General features: G+C 37.0%; 14 protein-coding genes and 1 tRNA gene. 14 read left to right on the forward strand and 1 reads right to left on the reverse strand.

Features of this window, described 5'->3' with window-relative positions; genetic code table 11:
- The 6 genes from WH223_RS07660 to WH223_RS07685 form a co-directional block, all read left to right on the forward strand.
- The coding region (locus WH223_RS07660) for an ISAon1 family transposase (protein ID WP_340046965.1) at positions 1 to 662 on the forward strand (662 nt) is incomplete at its 5' end.
- Between the two features lie 279 nt (positions 663 to 941).
- A complete protein-coding gene (locus WH223_RS07665) occupies positions 942 to 2564 on the forward strand; it encodes a DUF6377 domain-containing protein (protein ID WP_340046966.1) in 1623 nt (540 codons plus the stop codon).
- A 233-nt stretch (positions 2565 to 2797) separates the two neighbouring features.
- Positions 2798 to 5770 (forward strand): SusC/RagA family TonB-linked outer membrane protein, encoded by a 2973-nt coding sequence (locus WH223_RS07670; protein ID WP_340046967.1) that lies wholly within the window; start codon positions 2798 to 2800, stop codon positions 5768 to 5770.
- Between the two features lie 11 nt (positions 5771 to 5781).
- Positions 5782 to 7302, forward strand: a complete 1521-nt coding sequence (locus WH223_RS07675; RefSeq protein ID WP_340046968.1) for a RagB/SusD family nutrient uptake outer membrane protein — start codon at positions 5782 to 5784, stop codon at positions 7300 to 7302.
- Between the two features lie 18 nt (positions 7303 to 7320).
- A complete protein-coding gene (locus WH223_RS07680; protein WP_340046969.1) occupies positions 7321 to 8817 on the forward strand; it encodes a glycoside hydrolase family 30 protein in 1497 nt (498 codons plus the stop codon).
- Positions 8818 to 8828: 11 nt separating this feature from the next.
- A complete protein-coding gene (locus tag WH223_RS07685) occupies positions 8829 to 10160 on the forward strand; it encodes a DUF5125 domain-containing protein (RefSeq protein ID WP_340046970.1) in 1332 nt (443 codons plus the stop codon).
- Between the two features lie 272 nt (positions 10161 to 10432).
- Here the strand turns inward: WH223_RS07685 and WH223_RS07690 are convergent, their stop codons facing one another.
- On the reverse strand, positions 10433 to 11062 hold the full coding sequence (locus tag WH223_RS07690) for an HAD family hydrolase (protein WP_340046971.1): 630 nt from the start codon (positions 11060 to 11062) through the stop codon (positions 10433 to 10435).
- 82 nt (positions 11063 to 11144) lie between these two features.
- Between WH223_RS07690 and WH223_RS07695 the strand changes: the two genes are divergently transcribed.
- The 8 genes from WH223_RS07695 to WH223_RS07730 all read left to right on the forward strand — a co-directional run bounded on the left by WH223_RS07695 (position 11145) and on the right by WH223_RS07730 (position 20439).
- Positions 11145 to 11218: transfer RNA gene (locus WH223_RS07695), tRNA-Ile, on the forward strand.
- Positions 11219 to 12298: 1080 nt separating this feature from the next.
- Complete coding sequence (locus WH223_RS07700; protein WP_340046973.1) at positions 12299 to 13129, forward strand: GLPGLI family protein; 831 nt, start codon at positions 12299 to 12301, stop codon at positions 13127 to 13129.
- Between the two features lie 9 nt (positions 13130 to 13138).
- The gene (locus WH223_RS07705; protein ID WP_340046974.1) at positions 13139 to 15775 is read left to right on the forward strand and encodes a hypothetical protein; all 2637 of its coding nucleotides are present in this window, start codon (positions 13139 to 13141) and stop codon (positions 15773 to 15775) included.
- A 271-nt stretch (positions 15776 to 16046) separates the two neighbouring features.
- On the forward strand, positions 16047 to 16886 hold the full coding sequence (locus WH223_RS07710; RefSeq protein ID WP_340046975.1) for a GLPGLI family protein: 840 nt from the start codon (positions 16047 to 16049) through the stop codon (positions 16884 to 16886).
- A 33-nt stretch (positions 16887 to 16919) separates the two neighbouring features.
- Positions 16920 to 17138 (forward strand): hypothetical protein, encoded by a 219-nt coding sequence (locus WH223_RS07715; protein WP_340046976.1) that lies wholly within the window; start codon positions 16920 to 16922, stop codon positions 17136 to 17138.
- Positions 17139 to 17623: 485 nt separating this feature from the next.
- Complete coding sequence (locus tag WH223_RS07720; RefSeq protein WP_340046978.1) at positions 17624 to 18088, forward strand: M91 family zinc metallopeptidase; 465 nt, start codon at positions 17624 to 17626, stop codon at positions 18086 to 18088.
- 130 nt (positions 18089 to 18218) lie between these two features.
- A complete protein-coding gene (locus WH223_RS07725) occupies positions 18219 to 18626 on the forward strand; it encodes a hypothetical protein (protein WP_340046979.1) in 408 nt (135 codons plus the stop codon).
- 880 nt (positions 18627 to 19506) lie between these two features.
- Positions 19507 to 20439, forward strand: coding sequence for an MBL fold metallo-hydrolase (locus tag WH223_RS07730; RefSeq protein WP_340046980.1), 933 nt, complete (start codon positions 19507 to 19509; stop codon positions 20437 to 20439).
- Positions 20440 to 20449 lie beyond the last annotated feature (10 nt).

Raw genomic sequence — 20449 nt, forward strand, 5'->3', positions numbered from 1 at the left:
GAAATAAAGTAAAGGAAGTCACGATGGATATGGCTCCTAATATGGCTAAAGCTGTTCGCAGATGTTTTAGTAATGCTAAACGAGTAATAGATAGATTCCATGTCCAGAAATTAGCCTATGATGCTGTTCAGGAACTGCGCATTAAATATCGTTGGGCGGTCTTGGATGATGAAAGTCGAAAGATTATCAAGGCGCGTAAAGAAGGGAATCACTATGCTGCAGAGATATTAGCTAACGGAGATACGCTTAAGCAATTATTAGCGAGATCAAGATATTTGCTATTTAAACACACTTCTCGGTGGTCTGAGAGCCAGAAGCACCGTGCAGAGCTTCTTTTCTTACATTTTCCAAGACTTAAGAAAGCGTATGATTTAGCGCTAGCATTGGGCGATATCTTTAATAAATGCAAGAGTAAAGAAGGTGGGTTAACCAAACTCGCGCTATGGCATCATCAAGCCGAGAATGCAGGGATAGAATCTTTTGAAAGTGTAGCAAGGTCTATTGCTGCACATCACCCAAATATCCTTCATTACTTTGATAATAGGAGTACAAATGCTGCCGCGGAGTCTTTTAATGCTAAGCTGAAAGCCTTCAGAGCAATATTCAGGGGTGTTAGAGACACGAAGTTCTTCTTATACCGCGTAATGAAATTGTATGCTTAAAAAAAGATGCCCCCCAAGAATTCAACTTGATCCTTTATAGCCGCTAGTATCGCTATTGGTTAACGACGATTTATATTTTTTGAAAAAAAATAAGCGCTATATAATTAGGACTCTCGCTAGGGTCAATGTACCTATCCATGCCGTATACTCCCTTTTGTTTAGTTGCAGGGTTTCTTAAAAGGCCCTTGTAAGACGCTATTTTTTGGTGAAGGGTTGCATGCAATTTTTGATTGTAAAATAGAATTTAATAACTTGCCCCACTAAAAATATCGGTTTTATATGTGGAGATTGATTCTTGTTTTGTGTACCGTTCTAACTAGTTTTTCTTTATTTGCTCAAACGAAAGATGAAGTAAAAGCTGTAGAATATCGATTGCAGGATCTTTTGAAGAAAAAGGATTTTTTTCAAAAGAAACGTGTAGATGAAATCAAAAGACTGAAAGACCACGCTGAAAAAAATCCAGCAAATACGTTAAAATACTTTAAGGATAATTATGCCCTGTTTACGAACTATAAGAAGTTTCAAAATGACTCGGCATTAACGTATATCCTTAAATGTAAAGAAATAGCCAAGCAACTGCCCGACTCCCTTAATATTCTTGTGAATCTCGACCTTTCGTTGGTGTACTCCGGAACGGGGCGCTATATCGAGGCTGAGGACCTCCTGAAATCTATTCCTCGCAAAAATATTCCCCAAGGATTGATAGCGAGCTACTATGATATGTATAGTGCTTTTTATAGTCATTATGGGCAGAGTAACAATAGGGATAATTTCTATAAAAAAAGTGAGATTTACCGTGATTCCTTGTTGCACGTTCTGGATAAATCGACTTTTGACTATCAGCTTCCTTATGCTATTCGTATTTTGTTTGAAGGGGATAGAAATCAGGCGAAGACACTACTCCATGGTTTGTTGGAAAACAATAGCGACGACCTCGAGAAGAGGGCCGTTATCTGCTACTTTCTAGGCTTGCTCTACAAGCAAGATAAAAATATACAGCTTCAGAAATATTACTATACTCTTTCTGTGAATGCAGATATTGAATTGGCGAATAAGGATAATGCTTCCTTTCAGGACTTAGCATTGACCTACTATGAGCTTGGTGATGTCGATTTTTCTTTTCTACTGATTGAGAAAGCTATTCAAGATGCTATGTACTGTAATGTGCGTTATCGGATTATTGAGGGTACGTCTTTTTATCCAATCATCAATGCTAGCCATCAAAAGGAAATCAATAGCCAAAATGCGAAGTTGCGATTCAACCTATATTTAATTAGTTTCTTAGTAATCATTCTGATTGTTGGCCTTGTTGTTATCGTAAAACAAATTAAAAAACTGAATGCAATTAAGAACGAGCTCTTCCAAACGAATAGTAAGTTGATGGACCTGAACTTGCAGATGTCTAAAAATAATAATGACCTCTCCGAGGCGAATCATATTAAAGAAGCGTATATAGCACAGTTTTTTGATATGTGTTCTTCCTATATCGAGAAGATAGATAGCCTCCGTAAAACGGTGATTAAAAAAGCGACGAGCAACCAGTTTGATGGGATGATTGAACAGCTGAAGTCGCCGAAACTTATCGATAAAGAAGTGACGGAGCTCTATCATAATTTTGATAGAATCTTCCTAAATCTATACCCTTCATTCGTCGATGACTTCAATAAGTTACTCAAAGACGACGAACATATTTACCCTAAAAAAGGAGAACTTCTGAATACTGAATTACGAATTTTTGCGTTGATTCGTTTAGGGATTGATGATAGTATTAAGATTGCTAGCTTCCTTCGTTACTCCTTACGTACCGTCTACAACTACCGAACGAAAGTACGTAATAAGGCGTCGGTATCACGAGCAGATTTTGAAGATTTCGTTAAGTTGATCGCTAAAATAGACCGCTAAAATTACAAATTAAGAGACATTTCTAGTACTTTTTTTGTTTCCTTAAATTTTATAACAACCCTCTTTTTCAGTCTTTTGGTTGTTTAATCAAGTACTTATTAGAGACCCGCTGTAGTATTACACCTCAGGTAAGGCTACTTTTGGATTGCACTAACGCTGGCATTAGACCAATTTGCTGCGTAGCATAGTGTGATGGAGTAAACCTATGTCATTAAATAACTAATTTAGATTCTATGAGTTTTGATACAATTAAGGCAAAACTGCTTTTTGTTTTTGTCTTGCTGCTCACGATGACGATTCAGCTGTCTGCACAGACGGGTATGAACGTAACAGGGAAGATTGTGGACGCACAAACAAAAGCTCCGATAGCAGGAGTTTCTGTCGTCCAGTCGGGCAGCACAAGTGGAACCATTACGAAAGAGGATGGTACCTTTCAATTGCAGGTTCCTGCAAATGCGACCTTACTAATTTCTTATGTAGGCTACACGGGCCAACAGGTTAAAGTTACTGGAGGATCACTTACGATTGCTTTGGTTGCTGAAGACAACCTAATCGACGATGTTGTCGTTATCGGTTACGGATCGGTGAAACGTAAGGATGTAACAACAGCTATTTCTTCGGTATCTACGAAAGACCTAGAGCAAAGACCAATTGTCAATGTTGGCCAGGCGATTCAGGGGCGTGCTGCGGGTGTTTCTGTTATTCAGCCCAACGGTACGCCAGGAGGAGAGATGTCTATCCGCGTAAGGGGTACAACTTCTTTCAACGGTAGCAATTCACCACTATATGTCGTAGATGGAGTTCCTGTCGATAACATTAAGTTTCTTTCCCCAACAGATATCACCGATATCCAGATTTTGAAAGATGCTTCTTCTGCCGCAATTTACGGGTCGCGTGCTGCCAACGGTGTTGTCTTGATTACCACGAAATCAGGTAGCGTAGGTCAGGCAAAAATCAGCTTCAACGGTCAGTTGACGCACAACCTTGTGAACAACAAGTTTGATGTATTAAACACTCAACAATATCGTGATTTACAAAATGAAATCGGTATTGTTAAATTACCTGATCACCTGACTGACCAAACTGATTGGTTTAAAGAAACCTACAAGACAGGACGTGTAGAGAATTATCAGGTGTCGATTTCTGATGGTACAGAGAAATTGAAATATTACCTTTCTGGGGGGTACCTTAACGAAAAAGGGGTGCTTGATGTGGCCTATTTTAAACGCTATAACTTCAGAGCTAATATTGAAAATAACCTTCGCTCGTGGTTAAAAGTTAATGCGAACATCAATTATTCTGATTACAACAATAATGGGGTAATCACAGGTAATGGAGCTAACCGTGGTGGGGTTGTTCTTTCTGTTATTAACACGCCTGTTTATGCTCCTATTTGGGACCCATTAAACCCGAATCAGTACAATAACAAATTTTACGGGGTATCAGAGATTTCAAACCCGCTAGAAAATTTAGCACGTAGTGCAAACAATAAATACCGTGAAAATAGATTAATGGCTTCAGGATCGGCATTAATCACATTTATGCCACAGTTGACCTTGAAATCAACGTTCAACCTTGATCGTCGTAATGGTATCAATACGACGTTCCTAGATCCTATCACGACCACATGGGGACGTAATCAATTTGGTGAAGGTTCAGATACACGTAATACCAATACCGTATTGACATGGGACAATGTGTTGACGCATAATGCTACTTTTGGTAAGCATAAATTGGAGTCTATGTTAGGTTCTTCGTGGACCGACTCGCAGTATTCTAACAACTATATCTACGGTTCACACTACAGAAATGGCGATATCCCTACGCTAAATGCTGCAAACCGTATATCATGGGATGGTACAGGCTCTGGTGCTTCACAATGGGGAATCATGTCTTATTTTGCGCGTGCTATGTACAACTATGATGGAAAATACCTAGTGACGGCTAATATGCGTGGCGATGGTTCTTCGAAACTATACCCGAGCAACCGTTGGGGTTATTTCCCTTCTGTATCTGCAGCTTGGAGACTTTCGGCAGAGCCATTTATGGCTGATGTTACTTGGGTTAATGATTTAAAAATCCGTGGTGGATGGGGACAAACAGGTAATCAATCGGGTATTGGTGACTATGCTTACTTGCAGATGTATTCTATTTCTAGATTCCCTTGGTTTGAATCGGCCTACAATAATGCTGTACCGGCAATCAGACCAAATAATCTACGTACAAAAGATTTAACCTGGGAAACGACAACACAAAGTAATATCGGACTTGATCTGCAAGTGCTTAATAACCGCATTAGTTTTACGGCTGATTATTATTACAAGCGTACAACAAATATGTTGATGTATGTAAGTCTTCCTCCGGGACAGGCTGCTGGATCGATCACTCGTAATGAAGGAGAGATGAGCAACCGCGGATTGGAGTTCTCGGTGAGTACGAAAAATTTAACGCAAAACTTCGTATGGAATACGGATTTCAACATCTCTTTCAACCGTAATAAGTTAGAAAAATTAGCCTTACAGCAAATTTATGATGCTGCTACAACAAGCCCTGTTGTTAATGAGCCTGTAGTTAGAAATATGCCAGGTAGATCAATGGGTGGATTCTTCGGTTATATCTCGGATGGGGTAGACCCAGAAACGGGTAACCTTAAATACAGAGATCTAAACAATGATGGCGTAATCACTTCTTCCGATCGTACATTTATTGGTAACCCTAATCCAAAATTCACTTACGGGATGACGAATAATTTTTCGTATAAGAATTTTGACTTAAGCGTTTTTGTGCAAGGTACTTACGGTAATGACATCTTCAACGCTAGCCGTATGGAAATGGAAGGTATGTATGACGGTAAAAACCAAATCACGAAAGTATTGGACAGATGGCAAGTGCCTGGCCAAATCACAAACGTGCCAAAAGCAGGATACAACATTAAAAACTCTACTTACTTCGTAGAAAACGGTAGTTACTTACGTTTGAAAAACATCTCCCTTGCGTATAGCATAAATTCGGAGCGATTAAAAAGAGCTAATATCAGTAAGATACAGCCGTATTTGTCGATAAGCAATTTGTTTACGTTGACTAAATACACCGGTATGGACCCTGAAGTAAACCAATGGGGAGACAATGGTGCAGTACAAGGTATCGATTGGGGAAGTTACCCACAGAGCCGTTCATTTGTGGTTGGTGTCAATCTAGTTTTTTAAATCTTAACAGTATGAAAGTATTAAACAAATATATAGTGGCGATTAGCCTAGTTACCCTGTTTTTTAGCAGTTGTTCACTCGTGCGTGACCCATTGGATAGCTATTCAGATGTTACGGAAGGGGTTACTGAAAAAGGTAAAGAAGTTGTTTTTAAAAATAAGGCCGATGTTGATACCTATTTGAGATTTCTATATCAACAACTACGCGATAGACAGGAGCACTGGTATGTCGATTTACTTCTTATTGCTGAATCGCATGCTGATAATGCCTACGCAGGAACAACAGGAGCTGAAGTATTGCCTTTTGAAAATAACAGTATTGAAGGCTCAAACACAGTTATGAAGCGTGACTGGGAACGTTACCTTGAGGATACAGGTCGTGCCAATCGTTTGATTATTTATGTGGATAGCGTAGCTGATAATTCGGTGAGTTCTGCTGACATCAATATTTATAAAGCACAAGCCAAGTTGTTCAGAGCTTTAGTTCTTTTTGATATGGTACGTATTTATGGTTCTATACCTGTCGTTACGACGGTAGCACCTGATATTACGGCTGAAAATATTAAAGATGTATACAAGGATTATTTCCCAAAACAAGCGACAGAGAAAGAGGCATACGAGCAGATTGTAAATGACTGTTTGGATGCTATTCAATATGCGCCAGCTAATAAAGCGACGGATAAAACCATCTTGAGTAAATCTGTTGCAAAAGCATTATTGGCTAAAGTATATGCCGAAAAACCTTTGCAAGATTACAGTAAAGTGATTCGCTATGCCGATGAGGTAGCAGCAGACGGATTTGCTTTAAACGTTGATTACGCAGATCTTTTTGCGACAAACGCGGGAAATACAGATGCTAAAGTTAGAAATACAAGCGAATCTATTTTAGAGGTTCAATATTTGCCAGGTGCCGGAAACTGGGCAACATGGATGTTTGGTCGCGACTTATCCAACTACAACAATAGTTTTACATGGGCAAAATGGGTAACGCCTTCGCGCGATTTGATTCAGGCTTTCCAAGATGAGAAAGACCAGATTCGTTTCAACCAATCGGTTGTTTATTATGTGGCTGAATGGAGTAACTATTATCCAGCAGCAAATTATCCTTTCATGTACAAATTACGCTCTGCGTTTAATAGCATTAACAAAATCCGCTATGCTGATATCTTATTGTTAAAAGCAGAAGCCTTAATAGTGGGCCCTACCGCCAATTTGGAAGCTGCGGCGACCCTGATTGACCAGGTGCGTGAGCGTGTTAAGTTACCAAAGTTACCGGCTAATGTACGTGGTAGTAAAGATGCAATGGTGAATGCTTTATTGAAAGAAAGAAGATTAGAGTTGGCTTTTGAAGGACAACGTTGGTTCGATTTAGTTCGTTTGAACAAAGTTGAAGAGGTAATGAATGCGGTATATGCGAAAGATAGCGGACGCAGAGCGCAGGTTAACAAATTTAACCAAAATTCGTACCGCCTACCTGTACCACAGTCTTTGATTGATCAAAACCCTAATTTGGTGCAGAACCCTGGTTACTAACCGTTAAACTTAATTATTATGAAAACCATTAAAAATAAAAATATGATATTTGCCCTTTTAGTATCCTGCTTGTTGAGCAACACAGGTTGCGATAGAAGTAGTTTTACACCATCTGGCGACAATCCAATCAAAGGTAGTGGGGATGTTACTTTATATACGACCAATAATTCACGTTCTTTAGACTTCCATAAATCGTTTGTTGATTTCAGCAAAAAGGATAATATGGCACCTAATACTATCACGCTAGATCCAGCTACGAAGTTCCAAACGATGGATGGATTTGGTGCTGCTATTACAGGATCTACTTGTTACAACTTATTGAAGATGGATAAGGCTGATCGCTTGAAATTCTTGACCGAGACATTCTCGGATAAGGACGGTATGGGCATGAGCTACATCCGTATTGCTATTGGTTGTTCAGATTTTTCGTTAAGTGAATATACCTGTTGGGATACACCAGGAAAAGAGAATTTTGGACTCCAAAAGGAAGAGAAAGAATATATTCTACCGATCTTAAAAGAGATATTAGCGATCAACCCTAAAATCAAAATCATTGGCTCGCCATGGACACCACCAAAGTGGATGAAAGTAAATAACTTAAACGATTTGCAGGCTTTTGATTCGTGGACAAATGGACAGCTAAACCCGAAATATTATGAAGATTACGGATGGTACTTTGTACAATGGTTGAACGCTTTTGAAAAAGAGGGAGTTCATGTTGCTGCCATTACCGTACAGAATGAACCTTTAAACCGTGGTAACTCGGCTTCTCTATACATGTCATGGGAAGAGCAGCAGGCTTTTGTGAAGAAAAGTTTAGGCCCTCAATTGAAAAAGGCGAACTTGAATACGCAGATTTATGCTTTCGATCATAACTACAACTATGATAATATCGATAGCCAAATGGGCTACCCTTGGAAAATTTATGCAGATGCTGAGGCTGCTGCTTACTTTACAGGAGCTGCTTACCACAACTACGGTGGCAATAAAGATGAATTGTTGGCTGTACAAAGTAAACGCCCAGATAAAGAGTTAATCTTCACGGAAACATCTATTGGTACATGGAATGATGGCCGTAACTTAAGTAAACGCCTTATTGAGGATATGTCTGAGGTGGCTTTAGGAACGGTAAACCGTTGGAGTAAGGCTGTTATTGTTTGGAACTTGATGTTAGATACGCAGATGGGACCTTACCGTGAAGGCGGTTGTAAAACGTGTTATGGTGCTGTAGATATTCAATCGTCTAACTATAAAAATATGACGCGTAACTCGCACTACTATATTATTGGACATATGTCAGCGGTAGTGAAACCTGGTGCTACACGCATCGGTAGCAATAAGCTACAAGATAATAGCATTGAATATGCAACTTTCCAAAATACGGATGGTACTTATGCTGTAGTATTGTTGAACAAATCGGGCGAGGAAAAGAAAATTGCTATTAATGATGGTACGCATCATTTTAGCTATGCTGTTCCTGCTATGTCTGTAGTTTCTTATCGTTGGGCCAAATAAATTAAGATACTATGAAGAGTTTATTTGCAAAAGGGATAGTTGCTCTAGGGATGTCGGTAGTTATGCTTGCTTCTTGTCAGAAAGAGGATAAATATACCTACTACGAGGGCAACCCAGTAATGGATTTTAAAACAAAGGTAGAGCCTGCTTTTTTTGGTGATAGTTTGAGCTTTACGATTCATGCTTCGGATAGTGAAATTCCATTATCGACACTAAAAGCGCAGTTGTTCTTTACGGAGGAGATGGTCTCTGAAACTGTTATCCGTACTAAAGAAAATGGTGATTATACCGCCAAAATATTCGTTCCTTTTTATAAAAATGTAGCCAACGGAAAGGCGACTTTGAAGTTTGTGTTGCAGAATATTACGAAGAAAACTGTACAGCAGGAGTTTGAGCTGCCTTTGAGTAGACCTGATTTTCCTTTCTTGCTTTTAGAAACGCCTACCGGCGAATATAAGATGAACCGTGTCGCGGCAAATCAGTATGAGGTAGAAGATACGTTTACGAGTAGCTTAAATGCTTTCATTAAAGCACCTAAATTCGGTACTAATGGCAATGAATTTACCTTCGGGTGGGGAAGTGATGGTGTAGCTTTGGGAAGTAAAACGGAGATTCCTTTTTCGAGTGTTATTGCTGGGAAGTATAAGGTAAGTTTTAATACACTCACATTCCAAGCGGCTCCATTTGTTGCGCCTGCTATCAATAATATTGCGATGAAGAGGATTGATAATGACCATTACGTGTTGGATATGACTTTAGGTAAAGGTGATGCGCTTGAATTTAAGGATATCGATAATGTTGATAGTTGGTGGATAGACCCGGATTTCTTGACGAAGAAAGATGGTAAAGTAACGTTCAATGCACTTGCTGGTAAATATCGTATCACCGCTGATTTTAAAAACAAGTATTTTGTGGTTGAAGCTTTAGCAGGTGATGACTTCGCCAGTTTAAAAGCGGATGGTACAGGTGCTATTTGGATTATCGGTGAAGGTGTCGGAAAACCAGACGTTGCGACCAATCAGGTGGGATGGACAACGGAGAAAGCACTATGCTTAGCGCCAATTGGAAATAAGAAATACCAAATCACTTTTGTCGGTAAAAAGACAATAAACGAAAATACAATCAACTTTAAATTCTTCCATCAAAAAGGATGGGGTGGTGAGTTTGGTGGAACGAGTATTTCTACCAAAAGTAACATCATCTTTATCGGAGACGGAAAGAATGATCGTGATCCAGGTAATCTAGGTATTGTGAAAGGTAGCAAGCTAGAGGCTGGCAAAACCTATAAATTTACAGTTGACCTTTCTGCTGGTAATGATAAAGCAGTGTTGACTGTAGAGTAAGCTAATTTTATTTTACTGTTTAATGGCAGCATCGTTGTATAACGATGCTGCTTTTTTTGATAGGTTATTTTATAAATAGCGATAGCTAGCGACCAATATTGCTCGATGTGAGTGCTCTTTCCTTTGCTAGGACTGCAAATTTCTTATCGTGGTGGAGACTTTTTATAGGAAAGCGCTATAGCCTAAAATCATTTCACCGCTTCTCGATAGAGCAGGAGAGGTGAAGATGAAGTAGGGATAGCGCTATTTGTTGCTTTTTAGGCGTTTTAAGCTTATAACTGATAACTCGCCACTATGGACTCTAGATCTTCTTCTTTTGTGCATAGCGCCGTTAAAAAGCCTAATGACTGCGCTGTCGCCAAATGCTGCGGACTGTCATCAATAAATAGCGTCTCTGTCGGATTGATTCCGGTCTCTTTGACGAGCTGTTCGAATATTTCTGCATCAGGCTTACGCATACCCATCAAATGGGAGTAGAATGTTTTTTCAAAGAAACCGCTGTTGTCGGCCACTTGGTAGGTATCTTGAATATGTTGCATGCAGTAGCTGTAGTGTATCTCATTGTTGTTGCTCAATAAAAAACTACGGTATTTACTGTTGAGGTAGCTGATTGTTTCATGTTTTCCTGCGGGCACACCAATTAATAGGGCGTTCCAAGCGTCATCAATCTGCGCATCGCTCAGGTCGAGCTTCCTTGTTTTTTCGCGAATACCGTTACGAAAGTCCGCCGCCGTGATTTTTACTTTGTCTAAAGCATCAAAAAGTGGATCTTGGCCGCTGTGCGCAAAAAACTCATCTACGTTTTTGATACCCAACGATATAAAAGCTTGACGCGAGCGTTCAAAGTCAATCATGAAAATTACATTCCCATAATCGAGGATAATATTTTTAATTATTTGCATCTAAAATTTTGTTTTCTCGTCTCAAATATCGATAATTGCATCGTCAAAACGGAGTAATCCGGTAGAAAGACTTAAAAAAACCGCGCCTATAGCTCAGTCGGTTAGAGTAGAAGACTCATAATCTTTTGGTCCCTGGTTCGAGCCCAGGTGGGCGCACTGAAATCCTCCTAGAAATAGGGGGATTTTTTTTGTTTATAGCCTTTTAATGAGTTTCTTAAAGTTGAAGTTTTGTTAAACTTTCCGTACAAACGTTCTAGAAATGTGTTCGGGCATAAAAAAAACGATTGCAGCTACAATGGTAAAATTTGTGTTAATCGCAACAGGGGCGCTGAAAACCTAAGGTTTCAGTATGGAAAAAGACAGTGCTATCATTCGAAATAGCTCGATAGACAACTTTAAAAGAGATTAATTCTCATTGGTATGAACTACGAACGTGACCTTCTTTCAGAAAGATTCATTTTCAAAGGAGAGATTTGCGTATGTTATTTAATACTGCTAAAGAAAATTCATTAATGAGGATTTGAGAATCTATTATATTAACCATGATTCATTTAGAACTTATAAAATAGGGTTGCCTCCATTATGATAATTGATTACTCTTCCTAATCTGGGGCATCAGCAAATTTTCAGACAATCATTTTCTGGATAAAGACAGATAAACAGATAAGCCTACTCTAAACTTATTTTGTTAAAAAAGAAAAATATTTTTGGTTAATGAGAATGTTTTTCATAAAATTGGTTAAAGTTACAGCCAGTATAAACTTGTAGTATAATCAGATCACTTTTTTTCCTAAGAAAGTATCCAATTAAGAACAAGTTATTGATTATTATTTATCTATGAGTGATGTGAAGTTTAGTGCTTTTCATCTTGATGGAGCTATAGGTAATCTTGTCGAAAAGTTCTTCATTGCTTGCTGTTGAAGATATTTTATGTGGGTATAGGGTGAAATCTTTGGCATAACCTCATGGTCCATATTTAAATGATACTATTTCATTGTTCGAATCTTCAAAAAATTATTTTACTGAAGATGATAAGATTAAACGCAAGGAATCTGAATTTATGCATATGTCGTGGTCAATAATCAACTGGGATAATGAAATATTAACATTCTATTGGAAGACGAATCAGATTACGGATTTATCCAAAAATCGATACGGATACAAAGAGCGAATTTCTGATTTGGTGTGGGAATTATCAGATGAGACTGCAACAATTCAAAACCTAAAATGTCATTTATGATTAAAAATATTATTAAGTATTTATTTGTTTTTGTGGGAATTATTTGCTTGTCTTATTCCAAAAGTAAAATCAAAAAACACAAAATATATCAAGTGTTGTATGAGATGAAATATCAAAAAGATAGTCTTGATGAAAAATCTTTAACCATAGAAATAATGGAGTTATTTACCAATAGTGAATTGTCACTATTCCGATCTTATGAATATTCAGCTATTGATTCAAATAAATTTGGTTTTTCAGTAAATAGGATAAATTTACAGCAAAAGATACTTTCAACTTATTATGTTACAAAAGACTTGAAGTCAAATGTGGTTGGTTTTTTTGATAAAATTCGACTTGGGAATAAAGATTCTTATGTTTATTACGAAAATATTGCTAACAAAGAAGATTCATGGATTGTGACAAGTGAAACAGATAGTCTGAAAGGATTCTCCTGTCAAAAAGCATATATAGATCTTGGAGGCCGTAGATGGATAGCGTGGTTTTGTAATGATATTCCTATTTCTGATGGACCATACAAGTTTGGTAACTTACCAGGATTAATCATAGATATTCATGATACAACGGATACATGGAGATTCAGCTTTCTGGAATTAAAGGAGGTCGATGGAATGCCAAAAAATCATAAATCGGAAACTGCAAAGGAAATTACAAAAGAAGATTATTACTCTCTTAAAAGAAATTATAGAGATAATATGGTTGCAATAGAGGAAGCATCTAATAATAGTTTCTTCTATTTTTCATCTACGGCAGAAAGAAGTCGAGTTGTGAACGCTAAAAAAATATCAGTAAAAAAGGATAATAATTGGATTGAATTATACCCTTAAAACCATATAATGCGATACCTTCTTTTCATATTCCTGTTATTAAACCAAATTACTTTTGGTCAAACTACGATTTCGGGCAAATTGCTCGATGATCAAAATAAACCTATCAACAATGTATCTGTTTCTTATAAGAAAGTAGGTAGTACAGCATTATTAGGTTTTACGCGGTCTGATAACAATGGGTTATACAGTTTATCGGTGAAAGTGACGGATGTAGATAGTGTGCAATTGGATTTTCAACATATGAGCTATGCGAAGAAATCAGTTATAGTGTCTAATCGATCAGCTAGTTATTCATACCAGTTGACACAACAAGTACGTCAGATTGAAGAGGTAAAAGTCGCAAATTTGCCCGTGTTTAGACGTAAGGATACGATCAACTACGATGTGAATGCGTTTACTTCAAAGCAAGATCGTGTGATTGCGGATATTATCAAAAAATTGCCAGGTATTGAGATGCGAGGCGACCAAATCCTGTATCAAGGGAAGCCGATTCAGAAATATATGGTCAATAATTTGGATCTAATGGAAGGTCGGTATGGACTGATTAACAATAATCTCCCTGCCGATGCTGTAAAGAAAGTGCAAGTTGTCGAAAATGACCAACCGATCAAAATATTGGACTCATTGGTGTTTTCGGATAGGGCTTCTTTGAATTTGGAACTCAAGAAATTCACGACTACAGGTACGGGGAAAGTTGGTGTCGGCTACCAACCCGCTCTTTGGGATTTGAATTTGACACCGATGACTTTTGGAAAAAACTTTCAGATGGTAAACTCTTTCCAAACCAACAATACAGGCTATGATGCCTCTAAAGATTTGAATGCATTTTACACGGGAGGAATGTTTTTTGGAACGCGATCAACTATTTCTAATGGAGATTCTTTTTTGGCGGTGCGTAATGTGTCAAGTCCAAGTTTTGATGAAAAAAAATGGTTGGACAATAAGATATTTCTTTTTAGTACGAATGCGCTACAAAAATTGAAGAGCGGTTTGGAGTTAAAGGGCAACCTTTCCTATTATCACGACACGCGCAAGCGGGAAGGATTTACGGCTACACAATATTATACTTCAGAAGATATAATCTACAGTAGTGAAAGTATCAGCAATAGCTATCGCAATCAAGTATTTGATGTAGGTGTACTCATCGAAAAAAATGAAAAAGATATTTACCTAAGGAATAGTACAAAATTTCAGAAAAAATGGAATAAAGATATCGGAAACCTCTTATTTAACAGTATAGATCAAATCGACCAATATAGAAACTATACCGATGAAGCGTTGATGAACAGCCTATCCATGGCTAGGTTTATTGGCAAACAATTGGTTAATATCACCTCGACGATACAGTATAATAAGACTCCGCAACAGCTGGTCGTAAATCCAGGACAATTTGAAGATCTGCTAAATGCCGGAAATCCTTTTGACCAAATGAAACAGCAAGTTCTTTTCCAAAAATTCTCTATTGAAAACAGATTAGGTTTTATGCGGAAGGTAAAGTACTGGAATTTCTCCCCAACGATCGAACTAAATTATGAGCAAAACAAACTGAATACACATGTAGATATCACCGACAATAATCAACAAATTGTATTAGGTCAAGATTATATCAACGCGATGAACAATTCGCAGCTGGGTCTTGCCTTGCTTATGCGAATCGGCTGGGAGAAAATGAAGTGGAAATTCAATCTTAATACGCCTTATCGTGTTTATTACTTTAATGTACATCAACAAGATATTAAAACATTGGATAATGAACTAAAAAACACATTTAATCCTACAGCAAATTTGACATATTTGATGAATTCAAATAATGAATTGTCCAGTTCATTATCCGTAGGTAAAACGTATGGCGGCTTGAATAATTTTTATAATGGTTATATCATCAGCCAGTATCGCACGATGCAACGCTATGACGCACGACTATTGCGTACAGACAATCAGTCTGCTTCTATAAGTTATAATTACAAAAATACATTAAAAGCAAATTTTGCTAATATCCGCTACAGTTATGCTAATGATAATCGCGATTATATGTTTAGCAGTAGTATTGACGAGCTTGGTAGACGTACAACAACAATTGTCGATCAAAATAGCCGAAACTTAAGTCATAATCTGTCAGGAGGTCTGTCTCGCTTTTTCACAAGTATCAAAACCGTCGCTAAACTTAATGCAACAGTAAGTTGGTCGAGTTCTGATTTTTTGTTAAATAATGTACTGGACAAACAACGTGGGAAAGGGCAATCAGGGAGCTTAGAAATTATTAACAGTCTTTCTTACCTTGTTTCAGGTGATTACAAAATGATATATGGTCGAAACAAAAATACGTTTTCTAATTCAGAGCAATTGACAATTTACAACAATCATTATTTGAATGTCGTTTTTTATCCCTCTGATAAACATTCTTTTATAATTAGTAATTCATTGTATACGAATAATTTGAAAAATCAAAAGGATCAATATTTCTTAGATTTCACCTACCGTTATCGTCTTAATAAATGGAAAACTGATATCGAGCTAAATGGTCAAAATTTATTCAACAACAGTCAGTTTGTTCAAGAATTTTCGAACAATATCGAACTGATACAATCAACTTTCGAACTACGACCTCGACAGTTTATTATCTCGACACGGTTTAAATTTTAAAATCATGCTCTATATCAGCTCAAGGCGATACGTCCTATTTTATTTGACAATTGGAGATTCAACTACTATATCTTCAATCTCTTAGCTATTAACCAGGTCATCTGCGTGAGCAGATTAAATATTTAAACAATTTAAAATGTAGAAGTTATGAAGAAAACCCATTAAAAAAATTAAATCTAAAGGAGCCAAGCAATTATCTAATGAAGTTCAACTAGAAATACGTCAGTTACTTAATTAGGTGAAAGAGTATTAAAGTTTTAAATGAAAAAAAATGAAAAATTTATATTTCTTAATTTTAGCATTATTAATCTCTACTAATGCTTCGTCAACTAATCGTGAAGAGCTATTTCAAACTAAAATTATATACAAGCTAACGTATATACCGGATAGTCGTGAGCAGGATAAAAAATCGGAAGAATATTTCGAGCTTCTTATAAATAATGAATACACATTATTTAGATCTATAAATAAAGGAAAAAATGACTCTACAGACCACGCTGAAAAAGAGCGAATTAATAGCGTGAATTCTCAAGGAGGAGAATACCAATACCCTAGACTTTATCCTACAAGTTTTGCTTTTAACATTCTTTTTAATAAGGAACAGATCTTTTTTTATGAATCGCTAAGGGACATGAAACAATATTCATATACAGAAAATATTAACGATATTTCGGATAAATGGATTTTAAGGGATGACACAAATACGATTGATAATTACAAATGTCAATTGGCAGAATTGAATTATGGAAAGAGAGACTGGAAAGCTTGGTTTACAGCCGCTATTCCATTAAATGAAGGCCCCTATAAATTTAAAAATCTGCCCGGGCTTATAGTTAAGGTAGAAGACGAAGGAAAAAATTGGGTGTTTGAGCTGGTTAGTATTCATAATAATCAATCAAAAGATGTTGAAATCTCGTCATTTGAAAAGGCAACCGAGCTTCCAAAAAAAGAGTTTTATAAAACTAAAAGGTATTTACTAGACAATTGGTTTGATCTCGCAAATGCTAGCGGAAATATAAAATACAGCAGTAAGGATATTGAAAATAGAGTAAGGAAAGAGTCTATGGAAAAGGCTGCCGCAGACAACAATTGGATAGAATTATATCCATAAAAAAGTCTTTTTTGAAAGTCGAGATTCTATGTTATGTTGCTAATCTTGGGAAGGTTTGGATTTCACCAGGTTAATGAACAATTGGAGGTTATGTTGTACAAGTTGGAGTACAATGAGATTGGACAGTTGAAGAGAAAGCTGCTGGGATGGGAAAATGGTAGTTTTCTCACAGATATTGCCTACCGCTATAATGGAAGAGGCTGGCGGGTATCAAGTGGTTCGTCGGAATTTAGTCAGGGAGCTGCGTTATGATTTGCCTCAACAGGGGGCAATACGCTAGTATAACGGCAATATCTCCGAGCAGTCTTGGAAGCATAATGGCCAACTTACTAAATATTTTACGCATAATTACGATAAGCTCAACCGACTGTTGGAAGGTAACGGTCCAAATGACGGAATGTACGAGCTTTTGACTTATGATTAGATAGGTAACATCCAAAAGTTCAACGAAATGATGTTCCTGTAATCGATTACAACTATCCATTCGGGAATATCAAGAGTATTAAGCTTCAAGGGCTTTCAGGTGCATTAACAGGGACATATAGTTATGACGACAACGGAAATGTATTAACTGATCGATTAGGAATGAGCTTTACGTACAATCTGTTAAATCTACCAAGCTCGGCTAGTGGGGAATGGTGTATCAGTGCAGTCCCTTTACAATGCATTAGGCAGGAAGCTACGTAAAAGTTCAATATTCTGGAAATGATGCTTTTGCAGGACTGGTTAATGATTTAATGACATCAACAAATAATATTGAAATAGCAAGCCGTTCCAGAAATAGTGCTGATGAAAATGGTACTTATATCTTGGGGAATCCCACCGATATTAGTGGTGCTACTGATCAAAATGGAAGTAATCAACGTCCATCTTACATTGGGATTGGTGATGAAATGGCACATATTCAAGATTTTTGGAATGGTACTTTTAATAGTAAAACATGGTCAACCTTTTCTCTTCCAGGGGATGGCACATTAAAAAATATAAAGAGGGCAGACATTTATGCTACACATATAGAGAATAGGATTCGAGCTGAAAATGGTTTGCCTCTTAGGTTTTCTTCTGGAATAGACACAGCAGGAAAAGCAAATATTTCAACGAGAATCATAAAGTCAGGTACAAATCAGCGTCTTTATTTTAACAATGATGGTGTTACTAATTATGAGAGATTAGGCAGAAAAGTCTCATCTTTCACATCCTAAAAAAATTTTGAATATGAATATGATTAAAACGTTTCTGTTTGTTATATTGTTTCTGTTGTTTAATATTAACACTACATTCGGACAGGCCAGTATGATCTCTAAAGTCTCTTCAAAAATCAAACAGAGACAAATGGAAAAAAAACTAATTGAAAGAATAGATGGTATATCTTTTTATGAAAATATTCGAAACAAGTTAATTGCTAAGGATAGCTTGAATTTTATAGGCACATGCGATACTGTGTTTTTTCTTGAAACATACGATTTAGAAACGGGTATTTCGTATGGTAGGATTTGGAATAGTATAAAGGCTATTTCATATGCGTACTTTAAGGATGGGTTCACTTTTAATGGCATATCTTTTTTTGATGCTGAGACATTAAAGTTGGTATACGCTTGGGATGTCAATAGCATACGGAAATACGCGTCTGAAAATTCTACAATGACATCTCCACTTACAATTTTGGCCTCAAGAGCTATATTCAATAGAGAGAATATAGAGATAGACTGTTTAAAATTTGATGAGTTCTATATACACTAATATTATTATAAATGAATCTATATATTTCCTAGTCTAATATTCATCGAGCATAAAGAACACCTGTTTCTTGTCGTCTTAGGATATCACCAATATCTCCATGATCCGGCCTATTATATTCGCCTAAGTCTCCTCTTTTTGTCCAAATCGTTCTGCGAGAGCTTTTTTTGCTTAGTGATCTAGGTCAAGGAAGTTCTAGTTATTATCCTGTTGGTAAGTTTAAAGCCTTTGTAACCTCGAATATAAATAAATACATTTATAACGGTAAAGAGAGGCTGGGTGAATTGGGAGGGCAATATGATTATGTATTAATCTTTTGTTTTTTTAAGGTGTACAGGAGCTCCTTATAGTCGGTTACGGAGCAAGGTTCTATGATTCGGGAATTGGACAAGTGGAATGTTGTAAATCTGTTAGCAGAGGGGGGATTCTAAGGCTATATTACAAAGCCTAAAGAGGGGAGCAGATGATGAATACACAGCTCTATTCAGCAAAGATTACGATATGATGTTTATGATCATTGTAAATGAAGTGTTAAAGTTTTTTTATTTATACGAGCGGTTTAAAAATTTAATACTAACTCCTTGTATTCATAGCTATGGAAAAGCACCTAAGTAGGCTTTGTTTTTCCTTCTCACCGGAATGGCTTTCCAGCATTTTAGCTATTTTACGAACAAAAGAATGTCGGCTGTGAACTTACTGATGACCATCTTTTATGGATAGTACGTTCCTTAATTTTGTAAAAAAAAATAATCAAAAAAGATTTTATCACTTTAACTTTGTCTTATATATAAAACAGCTAATAGCAGATTAAATCCAATCTGCTGGTCTTTATTTATTGCTGTTATTTAGTGTTGGTAGGATAATATTCAAATTTAAGGAATTAATGAAATCAAAAAGAAGTGCCGCTATCAGAATTCCAATGGAAGGGTTGGAAATTTATATATTATCAGATGGGTATTTTGGAATTGGAAATCCACAACCAATTCTGGCTCCTGAAATTAAAAAAGAGCAGGTTCAGGAAGCATTGAGCGCTTTGTATTTAGCTGAATCCGATTATGAAATGCCAATCACTACGGTGCTAATCAAGAAGGGAAATCACTACATTCTTGTAGATACCGGAGAAGGATATCACGATCCTGTAAATGCTGGATGGCTTCAAAACAGTATTTCAGAACTTGGAATTACACCTGAGGCTATTACAGATATCCTTATCACGCATGCTCATCGTGATCATATTGGTGGAATCCTTTCGAAAGAAGGTGCCAAAATGTATCCTAATGCCAAATATTATATTGCTGAGCCTGAATACAATTTCTGGACTTCCGAGGATAAAGATTTTTCTAAAAGTAAAATGCCGTCTACGTCCTATCCGACAGGGGAAATACAAACAGAAACTCTGACATCAATTCAGCACGATCTTGAAATATTTAAACCTGGAGAAACGTTATTTTCCTGCATAAGAACAGAGTCGGCACCCGGACATACTCCTGGGCATATTATTTTTCATATCTTTTCTGGAAATCAAACAATTACCCATCTTGTAGATGTTGTTCATTCTCCTTTATTAGTTAATCATCCGGATTGGGGAACGCAGTGGGACGTGAATTTTGAAGAAGGTATTGCAACAAGAAAAAGAATTTTTGACAACTGCGCTAATGATAAAAGGATGGTTATGACATGTCATCTCCCATGGCCAGGAGTTGGATATATACATAAATTGGAGAACGGTTGGAACTGGATACCTAAAGCGCAATCAGACCCATATACCATAAAAATAGGATTTGGAACGGATAAAGGGTTATTACTAACTCGATAAACTACGCTTA

Origin of the sequence: Sphingobacterium sp. MYb382 (genome assembly GCF_037572665.1) — a bacterium.
In the GTDB taxonomy this organism is placed as follows: Bacteria; Bacteroidota; Bacteroidia; order Sphingobacteriales; family Sphingobacteriaceae; genus Sphingobacterium.

What these genes read in the sequence shown, in the direction of transcription:
- WH223_RS07665 (WP_340046966.1), top strand. Translation starts at nt 942, where the DNA reads ATGTGGAGATTGATTCTTGTTTTGTGTACCGTTCTAACTAGTTTTTCT.
- WH223_RS07670 (WP_340046967.1), top strand. Translation starts at nt 2,798, where the DNA reads ATGAGTTTTGATACAATTAAGGCAAAACTGCTTTTTGTTTTTGTCTTG.
- WH223_RS07675 (WP_340046968.1), top strand. Translation starts at nt 5,782, where the DNA reads ATGAAAGTATTAAACAAATATATAGTGGCGATTAGCCTAGTTACCCTG.
- WH223_RS07680 (WP_340046969.1), top strand. Translation starts at nt 7,321, where the DNA reads ATGAAAACCATTAAAAATAAAAATATGATATTTGCCCTTTTAGTATCC.
- WH223_RS07685 (WP_340046970.1), top strand. Translation starts at nt 8,829, where the DNA reads ATGAAGAGTTTATTTGCAAAAGGGATAGTTGCTCTAGGGATGTCGGTA.
- WH223_RS07690 (WP_340046971.1), bottom strand. Translation starts at nt 11,062, where the DNA reads ATGCAAATAATTAAAAATATTATCCTCGATTATGGGAATGTAATTTTC.
- WH223_RS07700 (WP_340046973.1), top strand. Translation starts at nt 12,299, where the DNA reads ATGATTAAAAATATTATTAAGTATTTATTTGTTTTTGTGGGAATTATT.
- WH223_RS07705 (WP_340046974.1), top strand. Translation starts at nt 13,139, where the DNA reads ATGCGATACCTTCTTTTCATATTCCTGTTATTAAACCAAATTACTTTT.
- WH223_RS07710 (WP_340046975.1), top strand. Translation starts at nt 16,047, where the DNA reads ATGAAAAATTTATATTTCTTAATTTTAGCATTATTAATCTCTACTAAT.
- WH223_RS07715 (WP_340046976.1), top strand. Translation starts at nt 16,920, where the DNA reads ATGTTGCTAATCTTGGGAAGGTTTGGATTTCACCAGGTTAATGAACAA.
- WH223_RS07720 (WP_340046978.1), top strand. Translation starts at nt 17,624, where the DNA reads ATGACATCAACAAATAATATTGAAATAGCAAGCCGTTCCAGAAATAGT.
- WH223_RS07725 (WP_340046979.1), top strand. Translation starts at nt 18,219, where the DNA reads ATGGAAAAAAAACTAATTGAAAGAATAGATGGTATATCTTTTTATGAA.
- WH223_RS07730 (WP_340046980.1), top strand. Translation starts at nt 19,507, where the DNA reads ATGAAATCAAAAAGAAGTGCCGCTATCAGAATTCCAATGGAAGGGTTG.